Source organism: Xylophilus rhododendri, assembly GCF_009906855.1.
Lineage (GTDB): Bacteria > Pseudomonadota > Gammaproteobacteria > Burkholderiales > Burkholderiaceae_C > Xylophilus > Xylophilus rhododendri.
Map to the genome: position 1 here is coordinate 564,273 of NZ_CP047650.1, position 17,127 is coordinate 581,399.

A 17,127-nucleotide genomic window follows, 5' to 3' on the forward strand; every position below is an offset into this window, starting at 1 on the left:
ATCTCCCGGGAGGGCCCGCAGGCCGAAGCCGCCATTGTCGGCGACTCAGGCGGACAGGCGCGTGGCGGCATGCTCGGCCTCGGCGCGGGCGCGGGAATCCAGTTCCAGCAGCGCGGCGAGCGAATCGGGCGCGTCGGGCAACACCGCTTCGAGCGTCCGCAGGTTGACGACGTGGATCTCGTCGAAGCGGATGCGCCGGTCCAGGAAGGCCTGCACCGCCACCTCGTTGGCGGCGTTGAGCACGGCGGTGGTGCCGTCCGGGCCTTCCAGCGCGTCCCAGGCCAGGCGCAGGCCGGGGTAGCGCTGGGCCGAGGGCGGCTCGAAGGTCATGGCGGCGACGCTGGAGAAATCCAGGCGCTTTGTGCCGCTCTCGATCCGTTCCGGCCAGGCCAGGCCGTAGGCGATCGGCACGCGCATGTCCGGATTGCCGAGTTGAGCGACCAGCGAGCCGTCGCGGTATTGCACCAGCGAATGCACGATGCTCTGCGGATGGATCACCACCTCGATGCGCGCCGACGGCAGGCCGAACAGGTGGCGCGCCTCGATGACTTCCAGTGCCTTGTTCATCATGGTGGCCGAGTCCACCGAGATCTTGCGGCCCATGGACCAGTTGGGATGGGCGCAGGCCTCCTCCGGCGTGACCGCCTTCAGGCTGGCCGGATCGCGGCCGCGGAAGGGGCCGCCGGAAGCGGTGAGGATGATCTTCTCGACGCGGCGGTCCCAGGTGGCCGGATCGTCCGGCAGCGACTGGAAGATGGCCGAATGCTCGCTGTCGATCGGCAGCAGGGTGGCGCCGCCGGCGGCCACCGCGTCCATGAAGAAACGGCCGCCGACGACGATGGCTTCCTTGTTGGCCAGCAGCAGGCGTTTGCCGGTGCGGGCCGCGGCCAGGCAGGGGCCGAGCCCGGCCGCGCCGACGATGGCGGCCATCACTGCATCGACCTGGGGATGCGCGGCGATCTCCTCCACGCCCGCGTTGCCGCTCAGCACCTTGGTGGCCAGGCCATGGGCCTGGAGTTTGTCGCGCAGCAAGGCCGCATGCGCCTCGGTGGCCAGGGCGGCATAGGCCGGGCGGAAGCGCAGGCACAGCTCGAACAGCGCATCCACCTGGCTGCCGGCGCACAGGGCGAAGACCTCGAACTGCTCCGGATGACGCGCCACCACGTCCAGCGTGCTGGCGCCGATGGAGCCGGTGGCGCCCAGCACCGCCAGGCGCTGGCGGCGGGCCGTCGCCGGCATGGCCAGCACCGCGTTCATGACGACACCGCCGCGACCAGCATCATCGCCAGGGGCACGGTGGGCAGCAGCGCATCGATGCGGTCGAGCACGCCGCCGTGGCCGGGCAGTAGCTGGCTGCTGTCCTTGGCGCCGGCGCTGCGCTTGACCAGGGATTCGACCAGGTCGCCGGCCACACTCATCGCGGCCAGGAAGATCACCGCCGGCACCAGCAGCCAGATGCCGCGCGCGGCCAGCAGGCTGTAGAGGCTGACCGGCGCCAGGCCGTAGGCCCGGTCCGCCCAGATCCACACCGCCGACAGCACCAGCACGCCCGCCATGCCGCCCCACACGCCTTCCCAGCTCTTGCCGGGGCTGATGGAGGGCGCGAGTTTGTTGCGGGTGAACTTCAGGCCGAAGGCGCGGCCGGCGAAGTAGGCGGTGATGTCGGCCACCCAGACCAGCGTCATCACCGACAGGAGGAAATTCACGCCGATAAAGCGCGCCTGCGCGATCGCCAGCCAGGCCAGCCAGAGCATCACCACCCCGCCCACCAGGCGCAGCGGCTGCGGCACCGGCGCCCAGCCGGGCACGCCGCGGCGCAAGAGCAGGCCGGCGATCAGCACCCAGGCGCCGCCGACGATGGTCCACAGCAGCGGCATCGGCTGCGCCATCAGGCCCGCCTTCCAGCCCAGCACGCAGGCGATCAGCACCACGATGGCCACCAGCAGCGCGCCCACGTCGCGCAGGCCGTTGAGCCGCGCCCATTCCCAGGAAGCCGCGGCGATGGCGGCCACCGCCACCGCGCAGAAGGGCAAGGGCGAGGAAACGATCAGCGCCGAAAGAATGATCGCCAATAGGACGATGGCGGTGAGGATGCGCTGCTTGAGCATGGAAGAAGTCCTTTTACGGCAGGCGGCCGGCCGCGGGCAGCGGCCGGGATGTCAGGATGCGCCCACCACGCAGGCAGGGGCGGGAACGGAGCCGAAACGGCGCTCGCGGCGCTGGTAGTCGGTGATCGCGGCATCGAGTGCCGCTTCGTCGAAATCGGGCCACAGGCGGTCGCTGAAGAACAGCTCCGAATAGGCGCATTGCCACAACAGGAAGTTGCTGATGCGCTGTTCGCCGCCGGTGCGGATCAGCAGGTCAGGATCCGGCACATGCGACAGCGACAGCGAACCGCGCAGGCTGGCTTCGGTGATGGCCTCGCCGCGCCCGGCCAGGCCCTGGGCGGCCTGCACGATGTCCCAGCGGCCGCCGTAGTTGAAGCAGATGTTGAGGGTGAGCTTGCGGTTGCCGGCGGTCAGCGCCTCGGCCTCGCCGAAGCCGCCCGCCACCTTGTCCGACAGGCCGGCGCGGTCGCCCACGAAGAACAGGCGCACGCCGCTCTGGTGCAGCCGCGGCACTTCGCGCGCCAGCGCCTTGGCCAGCAGTTCGAACAAGCCGCCCACCTCGTCGGCCGGGCGCTTCCAGTTCTCGGAGGAGAACGCGAACACGGTCAGCACCGCCACGCCGCGGGCGATGCAGGCATCGATGCAGCGCTTGAGCGATTCCACGCCCTGGCGGTGCCCGGCCACACGCGGCAGCAGGCGCCGGGTGGCCCAGCGGCCATTGCCGTCCATCACGATGGCGATGTGGCGCGGAATGGAGGGCTCGCCCATGGCTAAGGGGATGGAGAGTCCGAGGCCTGGCGCCTCAGACCGCCATGATCTCGGCTTCCTTGGCGGTCACACGCTTGTCGATGTCGGCGATGTGGTGGTCGGTGACCTTCTGCACCTCGGCCTCGGCGCGCTTCTGCTCGTCTTCGGAAGCCAGCTTGTCCTTGACCAGCTTCTTGACCGCATCGTTGGCGTCGCGGCGCAGGTTGCGCACGGCGATCTTGGCGCTCTCGCCTTCGCTGCGGACCTGCTTGGTCATTTCCTTGCGGCGCTCTTCGCTCATGGCCGGCACCGGCACGCGGATCAGGTCGCCCATGGAGGCCGGGTTCAGGCCCAGGTCGCTTTCGCGGATGGCCTTCTCGATCTTCGGGCCCATGCCCTTTTCCCAGGGCTGGACGCTGATGGTGCGCGAGTCGATCAGCGACAGGTTGGCCACCTGGCTCAGCGGCACCGGCGAGCCGTAGTAGTCGACCTGGACCGCATCGAGCATCGCCGGGTTGGCGCGGCCGGTGCGGATCTTGCCGAGGTTGTTCTGGAAAGCGACGATGGACTGGTCCATCTTGGCTTCGGCGGTCTTCTTGATGTCTGCAATGGTCATCTCAATCTCCGGACTAATCAGGCGTGGACCAGCGTGCCTTCGTCCTCGCCCATCACCACCCGCTTGAGCGCTCCGTGCTTGACGATGGAGAAGACGCGGATCGGCAGCTTCTGGTCGCGGCACAGCGCGAAGGCGGTGGCATCCATGATGCCCAGATTCTGCGACATGGCGTCGTCGAAGCTGATGCGGGAATACCGGGTCGCCGTGGGATCCTTGTGCGGATCGGCGGTGTAGACACCGTCGACCTTGGTGGCCTTGAGCACCAGCTCGGCGCCGATCTCGGCACCGCGCAGGGCCGCGGCCGTGTCGGTGGTGAAGAAGGGGTTGCCGGTGCCGGCGGCGAACACGACGACCTTGCCTTCTTCCAGGTACTGCAGCGCCTTGGGGCGCACATAGGGCTCGACCACCTGCTCGATGGCGATGGCCGACATCACGCGGGCCGTCAGGCCCTGCTTGTCCATGGCGTCGGCCAGGGCCAGCGCGTTCATCACGGTGGCCAGCATGCCCATGTAGTCGGCCGTGGCGCGGTCCATGCCGACGGCACCGCCCGCGACGCCGCGGAAGATGTTGCCGCCGCCGATCACCACCGCCACCTGCACACCCAGGCGCGAGACTTCGGCCACTTCCTGCACCATGCGCACGATGGTGGCCTGGTTGATGCCGAAGGCGTCATCGCCCATCAGGGCCTCGCCGGACAGCTTGAGCAGGATGCGCTTGAGGGCTGGCCGCGGGGTATCTGACATGGAGGACTCCTGAGGTGGAAAAAACGGCGGACGATTCTGGATGGAACAACGGCCGTCTCCCACCGAAGCGGGAGACGGCCGTGCGTGCGGTATCAGGCTGCTGCCTTGGCGGCTGCGACCTGCGCGGCGACTTCGGCGGCGAAGTCGTCGACCTTCTTCTCGATGCCTTCACCGACCACGTACAGGGTGAAACCCTTCACGGTGGTGCCGGCGGCCTTGAGCATGGCTTCGACGGTCTGCTTGTCGTTCTTCACGAAGGGCTGGTTGAACAGCGAGACTTCCTTCAGGAACTTCTGCACGCCGCCTTCGATGCGCTTGGCGACGATCTCGGCGGGCTGCACCGGCTTGCCGGCGGCTTCGGCGACCTTGCGGTCTTCCTCTGCCTTGCCGGCGGCGACCGCGCGTTCCTTCTCGATCAGGTCGGCGGGCACGTCGGCCGAGGTCAGGGCGACCGGCTTCATGGCGGCGATGTGCATCGCGACGTCCTTGGCGGCGGCGGCATCACCGTCGAACTCCACGACCACGCCGATGCGGGTGCCGTGCAGGTAGGCGGCCAGCGGGGTGCCGCTGAAGTACTTGAAGCGGCGGAAGGACATGTTCTCGCCGATCTTGCCGATCAGGCCCTTGCGCACGTCTTCCAGGGTGGGGCCGAAACCGTCCTGTTCGTAGGCCAGGGCCCCCAGGGCGGCGATGTCGGCCGGGTTGTGCTTGGCGACCAGTTCGGCAGCGGCGCGGCACAGGGCCAGGAAGCTGTCGTTCTTGGTGACGAAGTCGGTTTCGCAGTTGACTTCCAGCAGCGCGCCGGTGTTGCCGTCGATGTAGCTGGTGACCACGCCTTCGGCGGTCACGCGGGCGGCGGCCTTGCCAGCCTTGTTGCCCAGCTTGACGCGCAGCAGCTCTTCGGCCTTTTCCAGATTGCCTTCGGCTTCGGTCAGGGCCTTCTTGCACTCCATCATGGGAGCGTCGGTCTTGGCGCGCAGCTCGGCGACCATGCTTGCGGTGATTGCAGCCATCTGTTGTTTCTCCGTATGCGGTTCAGTTCTGAATTTCTGTGACTTCGCCTGCGAGCCGGCTAAAAAAAAGGGGCGATGAGGCCCCTTTCCTGACGCCGGAGCGGCGACGACGCGTCGCTGCCTCAGGCTGCGGGCGCGGCGCTTTCTTCGACTTCGACGAATTCGTCGCCGGCTTCGGCAGCGGGCGCGGTCTTCACGATTTCGTTGCCGGCGCTGGCGCGGCCTTCGAGCACGGCGTCAGCCATGCCCTTGGCGTACAGCGCCACGGCCTTGGCCGAGTCGTCGTTGCCGGGGATGACGTAGTCGATGCCTTCGGGCGAGTGGTTGGAGTCCACCACACCGATCAGCGGAATGCCCAGCTTCTTGGCTTCCGAGATGGCGATCTTGTGGTAGCCGACGTCGATGACGAAGATGGCGTCCGGCAGGGCGGGCATGTCCTGGATGCCGCCGATGTCCTTTTCGAGCTTGGCGATTTCGCGCGAGAAGGTCAGTTGTTCCTTCTTGCTCAGTGCGGTCAGGCCGGATTCCTGCTGGGCCTTGAGGTCCTTCAGGCGCTTGATCGAGGTCTTGACCGTCTTGAAGTTGGTCAGCATGCCGCCGAGCCAGCGCTGGTCGACGAAAGGCACGCCGGCGCGGCGGGCTTCCTCGGCCACCAGCTCACGGGCCTGGCGCTTGGTGCCGACGAACAGGATGGTGCCGCGGTTGGCAGCCAGCTGCTTGACGAACTTTTCGGCTTCCTGGAAGAGCGGGAGCGTCTTTTCCAGGTTGATGATGTGAATCTTGTTGCGATGGCCGAAGATGTACGGGGCCATCTTGGGGTTCCAGAAGCGGGTCTGGTGGCCGAAATGGACACCGGCTTCCAGCATTTCGCGCATGGTTGCGGACATAGTGAATACTCCAGAAGGTTGGGTCTGAAAGACCGGGTCTTCATCACGATGCGGGATGCATCGCGACACCTTGGGGGACCCGGCTTGCGATTTGCTCCGCCCTCTTGCTGACTGCCCGAAAAGAGCTGCCACGCCATTGGGCGAAACCCAAGGAGTATAGCATCCGGCCAGCGCCGCTTCGGACTCACCATGACCACACGCATCTCGCACCAGCATTCCCAACCGCTCTACGACGTCACCGCCACCAAGGTGCTGGAGCAGGCGGCGCTCGCCCACGATGCGGCCCATATCCTGATGACCCGCGCCGGCGCCGCCACCGCCCGTCTGGCGGGCGCCCTGGCGCCGCATGCGCGCCGTATCTGGATCGCCTGCGGCCAGGGCAACAACGGCGGCGACGGTTTCGAGGCGGCGGTGCAGCTGCAGCAGGCCGGCCGGCCGGTGGTGCTCGGTTTCGCCGGCGACCTGGAGCGGCTGCCGGCCGATGCGCGCTGGGCCTTCGAGCGCGCGCAAGCTGCCGGCGTGGCGATTTCCGCGCGGCCGCCGGAAGATCTCGGGCCGCAGGACCTGTGCATCGATGCGCTGCTGGGCCTGGGCAGCGTCAAGCGCGCCGCGCCGGAATGGATGCAGGCCAGCCTGCAGGCGCTGCACGGTGCGCCCTGCCCCGTCCTGGCCATCGACGTGCCCTCGGGCCTCGACGGCTCCACCGGCCAATACGCCGAAGGCTTCGCGCCGCCGCATGCGAGTCCTGGCGAGCGCCACACCCTCAGCCTCCTCACCCTCAAGCCCGGGCTGTTCACCGGCCAGGGTCGCGATGCGGCCGGCACCGTCTGGTTCGACGACCTGGGCATCGATGCCTCCTGGTTCCTGCGCAGCGCGCCGACGGCCTGGCTCAGCGGCGCGCCCGCGCGCCGCACGCGCCCCTTCGCCTCCCACAAGGGCCAGTTCGGCGATGTGACGGTGCTGGGCGGCGAAGGCCTGCGGCGGCGCGGCATGGGCATGGGCGGCGCCGCCCTGCTGGCCGGCAGCGCGGCGCTGCATGCCGGCGCCGGCCGGGTGCTGGTGGCCCTGCTCGACGGCGATGCGGGCCCGGGCATCGATGTCTCGCAGCCCGAGCTGATGCTGCGTTCACCCGCCGCCCTGCAGCTGGACCAGGGCACCGTGGTCTGCGGCTGCGGCGGCGGCGAAGCGGTCGTGGAGCAGCTCGCAGCCGTGCTGCGGCAGGCCCGGCGCCTGGTGCTGGACGCCGACGCCCTCAATGCGGTGGCCGCCGACGACACCCTGCAGGACCAGCTGCGCGACCGCGCCCGCCACGGCCTGATGACCGTGCTGACCCCTCATCCCCTGGAAGCCGCCCGCCTGCTGCACCAGGGCGCCGCGGAGGTGCAGGCCGACCGCCTGGCGGCCGCCGCGCAACTGACCGAGCGCTACGCCTGCGTGGTCGTGCTCAAGGGCTCGGGCACGGTGATCGCCGCGCCGGGCTGCGTGCCGGCGGTCAACCCGACCGGCAACGGCCGCCTGGCCACCGCCGGCACCGGCGATGTGCTGGCCGGCATGGTGGGCGCCGCGCTGGCCGGGGCCGATCACGGTCACGAACTCACGCCGGAGCAGGCCCTGGACCTTGCCCGCGATGCGGTCTACCGTCACGGCGAACTGGCCGACCTCTGGCCGGCGGGGAAAGCGCTGACCGCCGGCCGGCTGGCGCGGCAGGCAGTGCAGCAGCAGCCGGACTGAAGTCAAACCGCACGCCGGGCAGGCAGCCGCTGCGACACCTCGCTGCGGACACGGTCCAGCAAGCGCCCGCGCGCCGCGGCCTGGGCGAAGCCCGCCAGGCCATCCACGCCGGGCGGACCATCCTCGTAGCTCAGCAGCTCCCACTGCAGCTTGCGGTGCACCGAGGCCATGCGGCGGGTGCGGCTGTCCTCCGTGTCCAGCGAGAAATTGCCGGAACTGGCGGGATCCCCCTCGGATTCACAGGCCGGCCGCAGCAGATCCGGACGATCCAAAAAAGCGCCCTCCACCCCCAGATCCACCGCCTCCCGGGCCTCGTCCGCGACATAGGCGTCGGCATCGAACTGCGCCGCGTAGTACTTCCTGCAGGCCTTGTTCGCATTCAGGATGGCCAGCACACGGGCCGAGAACACCGGCAGCGACAGCGGCCGCCGGCTGTCGAGGTGCTGCAGGTTGAGCGCGATCTGCCGGCACAGCGCCTCCTTGCCCGGCACGATGGCGTGCTTGCGGAATTCCTGGAAGGCCAGGTCGAACATGCAGCGGCCGAAAGCGGCCTCCTTTTCGGCGGCCTGCTGCCCGACGGCGCGCCGCATCTCCTCCCAGATCTGCTCCAGCGCCGCATCGATGCGTGCGCCGCAGAACCTGCGCATGAAGTGATAGGCCAGCGCCGGCGTGTTGTAGTAGTGCGGCTGGAAGCTGCCGGTGATGGCATTCCAGTGCCGCACCGGGATGTGGTCGAGCTGCAAGCCCTTTTCCGCCGCCAGGTCCTCGTCCTGGAACGGGGCCAGGAAGGCGTCGAAGACGGCGGCCGTCCTGCGGGACAGGTCCAGCCGGTCCAGGGTCTCGGCGCTGCAGGGCATGAGTTCGCCGCCATCGCTGGCCAGCATGCGGTGAAGCCAGGTGCCGGCGCTGTCCCAGAGGGCCTGGGAGCCGGCCATCATGGCCCGGTCGTGCTCCCAGCGCTGGCGGCGGCCGGCCAGCTCACGGTCGCGCCGGTATTCGCGGTCCATGGGGATGGTCAGGTTTTCGACCGGTTCCACGTCGAGTTGGTAGGCATCCCAGAGTTCGCCCGGGATGGCCGGCAGCTGTTGCGCCAGCGTGTGGTCCAGCGCTTCGCCCATGACGGACGACGGCGAGCGAAGCGCGTTCTCCGGCGCCGCGCAGGCCTCCTGCAGCGCTTGCAGCACCTTGCGCAGCAGATCGACCGCCATCGACCGCTCCTCGGCCGGGACATTGAGTTGCTCGGTATTGCCCAGCCGGGTGAGCCGCTCCCGCAGCAGGCCGAGCAGCACGCAGCATGCGGGGACCGAGAGGCGGTCGAGCCGGCGGTCGGCGAAGGACTCCTGGATGAGGATCACCGCCTGGTTCTGCGTCACCGCCTCGCCGTCGCTCAGGTATTGCGGCTGGAAGCTGGCACCCTGGTGAGGGCCGCGGGTGTTGAAGAGCTTGTCGAGATCCTCGTCCCAGCCGCGCGCCTCCTTCATGGCCTTGAAGCGGTTCACGGCGAACATGCTCGCCAGGGCGTCGATGTCCATGTGCTTGCGGGGCGGCACGATGGCGTTGAATTCGCGCAGGAAACGGTCGATGCCGTCGCCTGCGGCCCCCTTGGCGACCAGCCGCAGGAAAGCCGCGGCGGCCGATCCGGCCGTGCGATCCACCGGCTGGCCCGGCCGGGTACGCGCCAGGAAGTAGCGCCCGGCGCGCTGGCTGTCGATGCGGGCGAAGACCTGGCACATGGCCTCGCGGTCGCTGCCGGCCAGGTAGTAGTAGACGCCGCAGAACATCTTCACGCCCAGCGCCTGCGCGGCCTCCTCCACTTCGCGCCACCGCCCGGCCAGCTGTTGCAGGGACAGGCTCCTGTGCAGTTCCTCCCGGTGCTCGGGATGGAAGATGGTGTGCCGCGCGAAGGCGAGCACGGACCAGCCGTCCAGGTCGGGACGGGGCACCTCCACGCAGGCATGGTTCACGGGCAGGTCCGTCGGCAGGAACCCCGGCCGACTCGACGCGGCCGAACCGCTCGCCGAGCCAATGCCCGAATCCACGCTGCGCCGGGCGGGGCTGCCTGCGCCGGGCAGGCTGAAGACACGCGGCGGCACCGGCGGCGCCTGCCGCTCGGGGAGCGGCAGCTGCGGCGTGTCTTCCCGGCCGGGGCCTTGTGAATGCACGGGAGGCATCCGCGGGCCCGGGCGGTCGGGGCCGTGCCTGCATTGGCCGAAAGTGCCGCACAGCCATTGGCGCGGGAAGACGGGCGGTGGAATCTGCATGCCGGAGTCAGGAAAGTGCAGTCAGGGGCACTCAGGACTCGGAGGAGGCCGGCGGATGGTCGAGCTTGTCCAGCGCCTTTTCCCATTGGTCCAGGACCTCGGCCTTCACATGGCGCACCTGCAGGCCTGCCAGCCTGGCCCGGGGGTTGTCTTCCCGCTCCAGGATGTCATCGGCCCCGAAGGAGAACTTGGTCCGCCGCGAAAGCTCGATCTCCAGCGCCTCCCGGCGCGAAAAACGGTATTCGTCCTGAAACGCCTGTACCGGGCCTCGCAGGGACGCTGCCGCGTTGCGCTCCCGGGTTTCTTTCACCTCGTTTCGCCGGTCGGTCCTGCGTGACTGCAATTCGGCCCCGGCCTGCACCGATCCCGTCGCGCCCCCGCCGCCGGACGCCGCCCGGCTAGCGGCGGTGGACTGCACGAGCGCGGAGTCGGAGCGAAAGTCGGTGGACCGGGATGGCGGCACAGGCCGGCCGCGCGCGGCACTGCGGCTGCCGGACGCTTCGCCGAGCAGGGCCCAGCCCTCCTCCGGCTCCGGGTTGGAGTCCGACGAGGTCTCGGACGTGACGACGATGCGCGGCGCCTGCACGGGGCCGAAAGGCACTTCGCCCTCCCGGCGCAGGCGCCAGCCTCCGGAGCCCGCCTGACTGCCCTGACGGGACTGCCGCGGCTTGGGCTCGGGAAGCGAAGCGGGTTTGTCGCGCGACCCGCCGCCCAGGCTTCTGGCGATCCGGCTGAGCAGCCCGCCCGATTTCCGCACGCTGCTTTCAGCCCCCGGGGACCGGTAGTGCTTCAAGCTGGAGCCCGCCGCGCATTGCGATTTCTCGTACAGATAATCCTGCGCACCGTATTCCGAAAGGTTACGCGCCTTCATGACCTTTTGGACCTGCGCGCTTGCCGATTCAGGCAACTCGCCGATCGGCTTATCGATCATGCAGAAGCTGACCGGCGGAATGCGAAGCCGCTGCGCCGTGGAATGCGCGCCGGCCCGCTCCTGCTGCTCCCGCGACTCCTCCAGCTGCATGCGCCGGAGGATGCCGCTGCTGCGGGAAGCCGCCGCGCCCTTGCCGGCAGCGCCGGACGCCACCCGGCTGCCGCTCTTGCCCGATGGCACGGTGAGCGCGCTGGAGACCTGCGAACCATGGGACGCGGCCGCGTGTGCATCGCCTCGTGTCGCTGCCGCGTGGCGCGATGCCGCCAGCGAGGACCCTTGCCGCTCGACTGCGTCCTGCGCACCGGGCGCGGCCGACGATGCGGCGACGGAGGCCTCGCCCGTGCGGGTGGATTTCTGCGCCAGCGCCGAGCGGGGCTTCTCGGGCAGCCCGGCCAGCACCGAGCCGGCCCGGCTGCCGTGCGCGCCGCTCGGCGCCTGACGCGAAGTACCCACGCGGCTGCCGCCCTGCCCGACCGTCGCGCCGCCGGACCGCGCGCCCGATGGCGCGGCAAGCTCATGCTCGCCATCGGAATCCGAGTCCGGATCCGGCCCGACCTGCCTGATCGGGAAAATGGTCATGCCCAGTGGCGGCGAAGCTGGCCTGTCGGGTCTCAAATCCATGGTGTCCTTTCTGCGTCACCCCGCTCGTGGCGGGGAAAAAAGACGCAGCCTAGGCACCATGCCCCGGCGTGTCGGCGCCCAGGCGAAAACGACCGCGCGGGCACGAAGGCCCGGCGAACGGCCGCTGCTAGCCGCGGCCCACGAAAGGCATCTTGGTGGCCATCACCGTGTGGAACAGCACATTGGCCTCCAGCGGCAGATTGGCCATGTAGAGCACCGACTGGCCGACGACATCCACATCCATCAGCGGCTCCGGCGCGATCTGGCCGTTGGCCTGCGGCACGCCCTTGGCCATGCGCGAGGCCAGCGGCGTGCCGGCATTACCGATGTCGATCTGGCCGACGGCGATGTCGTGCTTGCGGCCATCGAGCGCGCCGGTCTTGGTCAGGCCCTGCACCGCGTGCTTGGTGGCCGTGTAGGCCATCGAGTTGGGGCGCGGCGCATGGGCCGAGATCGAGCCGTTGTTGATAATGCGGCCGCCCTTGGGCGACTGGTCGCGCATGGTGCGGAAGGCCTGCTGCATGCAATAGAACATGCCGTTGAGGTTGATGCCGACGACACCCTGCCACTGCTCGGGCGTCCAGTCCTCAAAGGGCCCGGGCGGATTGCCCACGCCGGCGTTGTTGAACAGCAGGTCGACCCGTCCGAAACGCGTCACCGCCGCGGCGAACAGCGCGGCCACGGACTCGGGGCGGGACACATCGGTCGGCACGGCCAGCGCCCGGTCGGCCTTGCCGCTTTCGGCGATCACCGCATCGAGCGGCTCGGCCCGGCGGCCGGCCAGGGCGACGGACCAGCCGTCCTTCAACAAGGCGAGCGCGGCGGCCCGGCCGACGCCGGTGCCCGCGCCGGTGACGATGGCGATGCGTGGAGAAGATTCGTTCTGCATGGACTCAGGATTTTTGGATGGGAAGACAAAAAAGCCGCTCAGCGCCGCGGCTTGCGCGACTTGTTGGTCTTGGCGCTCTTGGCGGCCTTCTTGACGTTGGCCTTGAGGATCTGGATGGACGAGGACACGGCCGCATCGGCGGCGCTTTCCGGCTTGCGGCGCTTGGGGCGCGGTACGCGGACATCGGCGTCGCCCGATGCGGCCGCGGCCGACGGCACGCGGCCGGCCTTCTCGCGTGTGGGCCGCACCGGCAGCTCTTCGCCCTCGCGCACCAGGCGGAAGTCGATCTTGCGGCCGTCCAGGTCCACCCGGCTGACCTGCACCCGCACCCGCGTGCCCACGGCATAACGGATGCCGGTGCGCTCGCCGCGCAGTTCCTGGCGCGCCTCGTCGAAGCGGAAATATTCGCCGCCCAGTTCGGTGATGTGCACCAGGCCCTCGACATACATCGCGTCGAGCGTGACGAAGATGCCGAAGGTGGTGCAGGCGGTGACCACGCCGCCGAACTCCTCGCCCAGGTGCTCGCGCATGTACTTGCACTTGAGCCAGGCTTCCACATCGCGGCTGGCCTCGTCGGCGCGGCGCTCGTTGGCGCTGCAATGCAGGCCGGCGGCCTCCCAGGCCTGCATGTCCACCGCCGATGCCACCACCTTCATCGGCTTCTGCGTCGGCGCCTTCACCCGCTGCGCCAGGCGCTTGGCCAACTTGGCATGGGCCTCGCCCGGTGTCGGCAATGCCGGCAACTGGTACTTGGAGCCCAGCAGGATGGCCTTGATCACCCGGTGCACCAGGAGGTCGGGATAACGCCGGATCGGGCTGGTGAAGTGGGTGTAGGCCTCGTAGGCCAGGCCGAAGTGGCCGCCGTTGAAGGGCGTGTAGATGGCCTGCTGCATGGAGCGCAGCAGCATGGTATGGATCTGCTGGGCGTCCGGCCGGTCCTTGGTGGCCTTGGCGATGGCCTGGAACTCGCTGGGCTTGGGCTCGTCGCCGATGGTCATGCCCACGCCCATGGCCTTGAGGTAGGCGCGCAGCACTTCCTTTTTCTCGACCGTCGGGCCCTCGTGCACCCGGTACAGGCCGGGCTGCTTGCCCTGCAGGATGAAGTCGGCGCTGCAGACGTTGGCGGCCAGCATGGCCTCCTCGATCACGCGGTGGGCCTCGTTGCGGGTGCGCGGCACGATCTTCTCGATGCGGCCGTTGTCGTCGCAGACGATCTGGGTCTCGGTGGTCTCGAAGTCCACCGCGCCGCGCTCGCCGCGTTCGGCCAGCAGGGCGCGGTAGACGTCGGCCAGGTTCAGCAGGTCGGCCACCCGGTCCTTGCGCCGGGCAGCTTCCGGGCCGCGGGTGTTGGACAGGATGGCCGCCACCTCGGTGTAGGTGAAGCGGGCATGGCTGTACATCACCGCCGGATAGAACTGGTAGGCATGCACCACGCCCTTGGTGGTGACCAGCATGTCGCAGACCATGCACAGGCGCTCCACCTCGGGGTTGAGCGAGCACAGGCCGTTGGAGAGCTTCTCCGGCAGCATCGGGATCACCCGGCGCGGGAAGTAGACGCTGGTGGCGCGGTCGTAGGCGTCGATGTCGATGGCGTCGCCGGTCTTCACGTAGTGGCTGACGTCGGCGATGGCCACCAGCAGGCGCCAGCCCTTGCCGCGGCCGACACGGGCCGGCTCGCAGTAGACGGCGTCATCGAAGTCGCGGGCGTCCTCGCCGTCGATGGTGACCAGGGCCACGTCGCGCAGGTCGATGCGGGTGCGGCGGTCCTTGGCCTGCACCTTGTCGGGCAGGGCCTTGGCGGCGGCCAGGGCGGCGTCGGAGAACTCGTGCGGCACGCCGTACTTGCGCACGGCGATCTCGATCTCCATGCCGGGGTCGTCGACCTCGCCCAGCACCTCGGTCACCCGGCCCACCGGCTGGCCGTAGAGCGCGGGCGGCTCGGTCAGCTCGACCACCACCACCTGGCCCGGCTTGGCCTGGCCGATGCCGGTCTTGGGGATGAGCACATCCTGGCCGTAGCGCTTGTCTTCCGGCGCCACCAGCCAGATGCCGCTTTCCTGCAGCAGGCGGCCGATGATGGGCTGGGGCGGCCGCTCCAGGATCTCCAGCACCCGCCCCTCGGGCCGGCCCTTGCGGTCGTGCCGGACGATGCGGGCCTTGACCCGGTCCTTGTGCAGCACGGCGCGCATCTCGTTGGAAGGCAGGTAGACATCGGCTTCGCCGTCGTCGCGCTGGAGAAAGCCGTGGCCGTCGCGGTGACCCTGGACGGTGGCGTTGAACTCGTCTGGCTGCGTATTGATCGAACTCATTTTTTTAGTATAGAATCGTGTTTTTCCTGAAATGCCCAGGTGGCGGAATTGGTAGACGCACTAGTTTCAGGTACTAGCGAGTAACATCGTGGAGGTTCGAGTCCTCTCCTGGGCACCAAAATGCAACGAAGGTCTTTTAGAAGGCCATCGAAACAAAAGCCGCTGAATCGCTTCAGCGGCTTTTTTGTTGCCCGTTCGATTTTCGAACGCGAAAGGTGGAACCAGGCGGCAGGCACCTCGACCCATGCGCCGCCGCAGCGGCTGCAGGAGATCGAGATGCCCGCGCCTTCTGTCATATGGGCTGGGCCACCAGGTCGTGTCCGTCGGTGGAGACGATGCTGGCGCGGGTGAACTCCCCCACCTTCAAGGTCTTGCTGGCCTTCAGCGGCGGCAGCAGGCGCACCACGCCGTCGATCTCCGGCGCGTCTGCATAGGTGCGGCCCACGCCGCCCTTGCGGCCCAGCGCGGGCGCGGAATCGACCAGCACCTGCATGGTGGCGCCGACCCTGCGGCGCAGGCGGTCGGCCGACACCTGCTCGGCCACCGCCATGAAACGCGAGCGGCGCTCCTCGCGCACTTCGATCGGCAGCATGCCGGGGATCTCGTTGGCGACCGCACCGTCGATGGCGCTGTAGGCGAAGCAGCCGGCGCGGTCGATGCCGGCTTCCTGCACGAAGTCGAGCAGGTGCTGGAACTCTTGCTCGGTCTCGCCCGGGAAACCGGCGATGAAGGTGCTGCGCACCACCAGCTCCGGGCAGGCCTCGCGCCAGCGCTCGATGCGCTCCAGGTTCTTCTCGCCGCTGGCCGGCCGCTTCATGCGGCGCAGCACATCGGGATGGCTGTGCTGGAAAGGCACATCGAGATAGGGCAAGGCCAGGCCCTGCGCCATCAGCGGGATCACCTCGTCCACGCTCGGGTACGGGTAGACGTAATGCAGCCGCACCCAGGCGCCGTAGGGTTCGGCGATCTCGCCGAGTGCCTGCACCAGGTCGAGCATGCGGGTGCGGATGGGGCGGCCTTCGTAGAAGCCGGTGCGGTACTTCACGTCCACGCCGTAGGCCGAGGTGTCCTGGCTGATGACCAGCAGCTCCTTCACGCCGCCCTCGAACAGCGCGCGGGCTTCCTTGAGCACATCGCCGATCGGCCGCGAGACCAGGTCGCCGCGCATCGAGGGAATGATGCAGAAGGTGCAGCGGTGGTTGCAGCCTTCGCTGATCTTCAGATAGGCGTAGTGCCGCGGCGTGAGCTTGATGCCGGCCTCGCCGAAGGAATTCGGCATCAGGTCGATGAAGGGATCGTGGGGCTTGGGCAGGTTCAGGTGGACGGCGTCCATCACCTCCTGCGTGGCGTGCGGGCCGGTGACGGCCAGCACGCTGGGGTGCATCTTGCGCACCAGGTTCTCGCCGCCCTCGCCGGTGCGGGCGCCCAGGCAGCCGGTGACGATCACCTTGCCGTTGCCGGCCAGGGCCTCGCCGATGGTGTCCAGGCTTTCACGCACGGCATCGTCGATGAAGCCGCAGGTGTTGACGATGACGATGTCGGCGCCTTCGTAGGTCTTGGATGTCTGGTAGCCCTCGGCGCTGAGTTGCGTGAGGATCAGTTCGGAATCGGTGAGTGCCTTGGGGCAGCCAAGGCTCACGAAGCCGACGCGCGGGGGCGCGGCGGCACTTGTTTTCTGTGGGGAGAGTACGTCGCTCATCGCCGTATTGTCCCCCGACGCGGAGAAGCCAAGTCGAAAAGGTCTTTCAGCGCTTCAAACCGAACACGCCGAGCATCTGTTCGGCCTGCTTCTGCCACTGCTCCTGCAGCTGCAGGAAGCTGTTCCTGGACTGGTCCGCATAGCCGCCCATGAGGGTCTGCATCATCGGCGGCTGCATCTTCAGGAAGCGGGTCCACATCTCGGGTGTGATGGTCTTGGACTGCGCGGCCAGCTGGGTCTGGATGTCGCAGAAGGCCTGCACGTTCTTTTCCAGATAGGCGCCCAGGAAGCCCTGCATCGCATGGCCGTAGAAACGGATGATGTTGGCCAGGGCCTGCTCGCTGAACATCGGAGCGCCGCCGGCTTCTTCTTCGAGAATGATCTGCAGCAGGATGCTGCGGGTGAGGTCCTCGCCCGTCTTGGCATCGCGCACGACGAGCAGCACGTTGTCGATCACCAGTTGCCGGACCTCGGCCATGGTGATGTAGCTGGAGGTGGCGGTGTCGTACAGCCGGCGATTGGGGTACTTCTTGATGATCCGTACCGCGTCCGCCTCATGGGCCGCGCCGGTA

14 protein-coding genes and 1 tRNA gene are annotated in these 17,127 nt (G+C 68.6%); 2 read left to right on the forward strand and 13 right to left on the reverse strand.

Going from position 1 to position 17,127, the window contains the following annotated elements:
• Positions 1 to 45: 45 nt before the first annotated feature.
• From ispC to rpsB, 7 genes are all read right to left on the reverse strand, one after another.
• Positions 46 to 1,257, reverse strand: a complete 1,212-nt coding sequence (gene ispC / locus GT347_RS02630; protein ID WP_229722640.1) for a 1-deoxy-D-xylulose-5-phosphate reductoisomerase — start codon at positions 1,255 to 1,257, stop codon at positions 46 to 48.
• Positions 1,254 to 2,108, reverse strand: a complete 855-nt coding sequence (locus tag GT347_RS02635; protein ID WP_160550495.1) for a phosphatidate cytidylyltransferase — start codon at positions 2,106 to 2,108, stop codon at positions 1,254 to 1,256. The genes ispC and GT347_RS02635 overlap by 4 nt, the downstream gene beginning before the upstream one ends.
• 51 nt (positions 2,109 to 2,159) lie before the next feature.
• Complete coding sequence (gene uppS / locus GT347_RS02640) at positions 2,160 to 2,876, reverse strand: polyprenyl diphosphate synthase (RefSeq protein ID WP_160550496.1); 717 nt, start codon at positions 2,874 to 2,876, stop codon at positions 2,160 to 2,162.
• Between the two features lie 34 nt (positions 2,877 to 2,910).
• Entirely contained in the window at positions 2,911 to 3,471 is a 561-nt protein-coding gene (frr, locus tag GT347_RS02645) for a ribosome recycling factor (RefSeq protein ID WP_160550497.1), read from the reverse strand.
• A 17-nt stretch (positions 3,472 to 3,488) separates the two neighbouring features.
• Complete coding sequence (gene pyrH, locus GT347_RS02650; RefSeq protein WP_160550498.1) at positions 3,489 to 4,214, reverse strand: UMP kinase; 726 nt, start codon at positions 4,212 to 4,214, stop codon at positions 3,489 to 3,491.
• 92 nt (positions 4,215 to 4,306) lie between these two features.
• Positions 4,307 to 5,227 (reverse strand): translation elongation factor Ts, encoded by a 921-nt coding sequence (gene tsf, locus GT347_RS02655; RefSeq protein ID WP_160550499.1) that lies wholly within the window; start codon positions 5,225 to 5,227, stop codon positions 4,307 to 4,309.
• 122 nt (positions 5,228 to 5,349) lie between these two features.
• A complete protein-coding gene (gene rpsB, locus GT347_RS02660; protein ID WP_160550500.1) occupies positions 5,350 to 6,114 on the reverse strand; it encodes a 30S ribosomal protein S2 in 765 nt (254 codons plus the stop codon).
• Positions 6,115 to 6,303: 189 nt separating this feature from the next.
• Here rpsB and GT347_RS02665 point away from each other — a divergent pair, with 189 nt between their 5' ends.
• Positions 6,304 to 7,845, forward strand: coding sequence for an NAD(P)H-hydrate dehydratase (locus GT347_RS02665; protein ID WP_160550501.1), 1,542 nt, complete (start codon positions 6,304 to 6,306; stop codon positions 7,843 to 7,845).
• Positions 7,846 to 7,847: 2 nt separating this feature from the next.
• On the opposite strand, the gene GT347_RS02670 is transcribed toward GT347_RS02665, so the two are convergent.
• The 4 genes from GT347_RS02670 to rnr form a co-directional block, all read right to left on the reverse strand.
• Positions 7,848 to 10,007 carry a hypothetical protein gene (locus GT347_RS02670; RefSeq protein ID WP_160550502.1) on the reverse strand — a complete coding sequence of 720 codons (2,160 nt, stop codon included), beginning with the start codon at positions 10,005 to 10,007 and terminating at the stop codon, positions 7,848 to 7,850.
• A 130-nt stretch (positions 10,008 to 10,137) separates the two neighbouring features.
• Positions 10,138 to 11,658 (reverse strand): hypothetical protein, encoded by a 1,521-nt coding sequence (locus GT347_RS02675; RefSeq protein WP_160550503.1) that lies wholly within the window; start codon positions 11,656 to 11,658, stop codon positions 10,138 to 10,140.
• 127 nt (positions 11,659 to 11,785) lie between these two features.
• The gene (locus tag GT347_RS02680; RefSeq protein WP_160550504.1) at positions 11,786 to 12,547 is read right to left on the reverse strand and encodes an SDR family oxidoreductase; all 762 of its coding nucleotides are present in this window, start codon (positions 12,545 to 12,547) and stop codon (positions 11,786 to 11,788) included.
• 38 nt (positions 12,548 to 12,585) lie between these two features.
• On the reverse strand, positions 12,586 to 14,856 hold the full coding sequence (rnr, locus tag GT347_RS02685) for a ribonuclease R (RefSeq protein ID WP_160550505.1): 2,271 nt from the start codon (positions 14,854 to 14,856) through the stop codon (positions 12,586 to 12,588).
• A 33-nt stretch (positions 14,857 to 14,889) separates the two neighbouring features.
• Between rnr and GT347_RS02690 the strand changes: the two genes are divergently transcribed.
• Positions 14,890 to 14,974, forward strand: a tRNA-Leu gene (locus GT347_RS02690).
• 174 nt (positions 14,975 to 15,148) lie between these two features.
• Here GT347_RS02690 and rimO read toward each other — a convergent pair.
• Both rimO and phaR read right to left on the reverse strand, forming a co-directional pair.
• The gene (rimO, locus tag GT347_RS02695) at positions 15,149 to 16,555 is read right to left on the reverse strand and encodes a 30S ribosomal protein S12 methylthiotransferase RimO (protein ID WP_160550506.1); all 1,407 of its coding nucleotides are present in this window, start codon (positions 16,553 to 16,555) and stop codon (positions 15,149 to 15,151) included.
• Between the two features lie 46 nt (positions 16,556 to 16,601).
• Positions 16,602 to 17,093, reverse strand: a complete 492-nt coding sequence (phaR, locus tag GT347_RS02700) for a polyhydroxyalkanoate synthesis repressor PhaR (protein ID WP_229722880.1) — start codon at positions 17,091 to 17,093, stop codon at positions 16,602 to 16,604.
• Between the last annotated feature and the right edge of the window lie 34 nt (positions 17,094 to 17,127).

What these genes read in the sequence shown, in the direction of transcription:
- rimO (WP_160550506.1), bottom strand. Translation starts at nt 16,555, where the DNA reads ATGAGCGACGTACTCTCCCCACAGAAAACAAGTGCCGCCGCGCCCCCG.
- rnr (WP_160550505.1), bottom strand. Translation starts at nt 14,856, where the DNA reads ATGAGTTCGATCAATACGCAGCCAGACGAGTTCAACGCCACCGTCCAG.
- GT347_RS02680 (WP_160550504.1), bottom strand. Translation starts at nt 12,547, where the DNA reads ATGCAGAACGAATCTTCTCCACGCATCGCCATCGTCACCGGCGCGGGC.
- GT347_RS02635 (WP_160550495.1), bottom strand. Translation starts at nt 2,108, where the DNA reads ATGCTCAAGCAGCGCATCCTCACCGCCATCGTCCTATTGGCGATCATT.
- ispC (WP_229722640.1), bottom strand. Translation starts at nt 1,257, where the DNA reads ATGAACGCGGTGCTGGCCATGCCGGCGACGGCCCGCCGCCAGCGCCTG.
- rpsB (WP_160550500.1), bottom strand. Translation starts at nt 6,114, where the DNA reads ATGTCCGCAACCATGCGCGAAATGCTGGAAGCCGGTGTCCATTTCGGC.
- GT347_RS02665 (WP_160550501.1), top strand. Translation starts at nt 6,304, where the DNA reads ATGACCACACGCATCTCGCACCAGCATTCCCAACCGCTCTACGACGTC.
- tsf (WP_160550499.1), bottom strand. Translation starts at nt 5,227, where the DNA reads ATGGCTGCAATCACCGCAAGCATGGTCGCCGAGCTGCGCGCCAAGACC.
- GT347_RS02675 (WP_160550503.1), bottom strand. Translation starts at nt 11,658, where the DNA reads ATGGATTTGAGACCCGACAGGCCAGCTTCGCCGCCACTGGGCATGACC.
- frr (WP_160550497.1), bottom strand. Translation starts at nt 3,471, where the DNA reads ATGACCATTGCAGACATCAAGAAGACCGCCGAAGCCAAGATGGACCAG.
- uppS (WP_160550496.1), bottom strand. Translation starts at nt 2,876, where the DNA reads ATGGGCGAGCCCTCCATTCCGCGCCACATCGCCATCGTGATGGACGGC.
- pyrH (WP_160550498.1), bottom strand. Translation starts at nt 4,214, where the DNA reads ATGTCAGATACCCCGCGGCCAGCCCTCAAGCGCATCCTGCTCAAGCTG.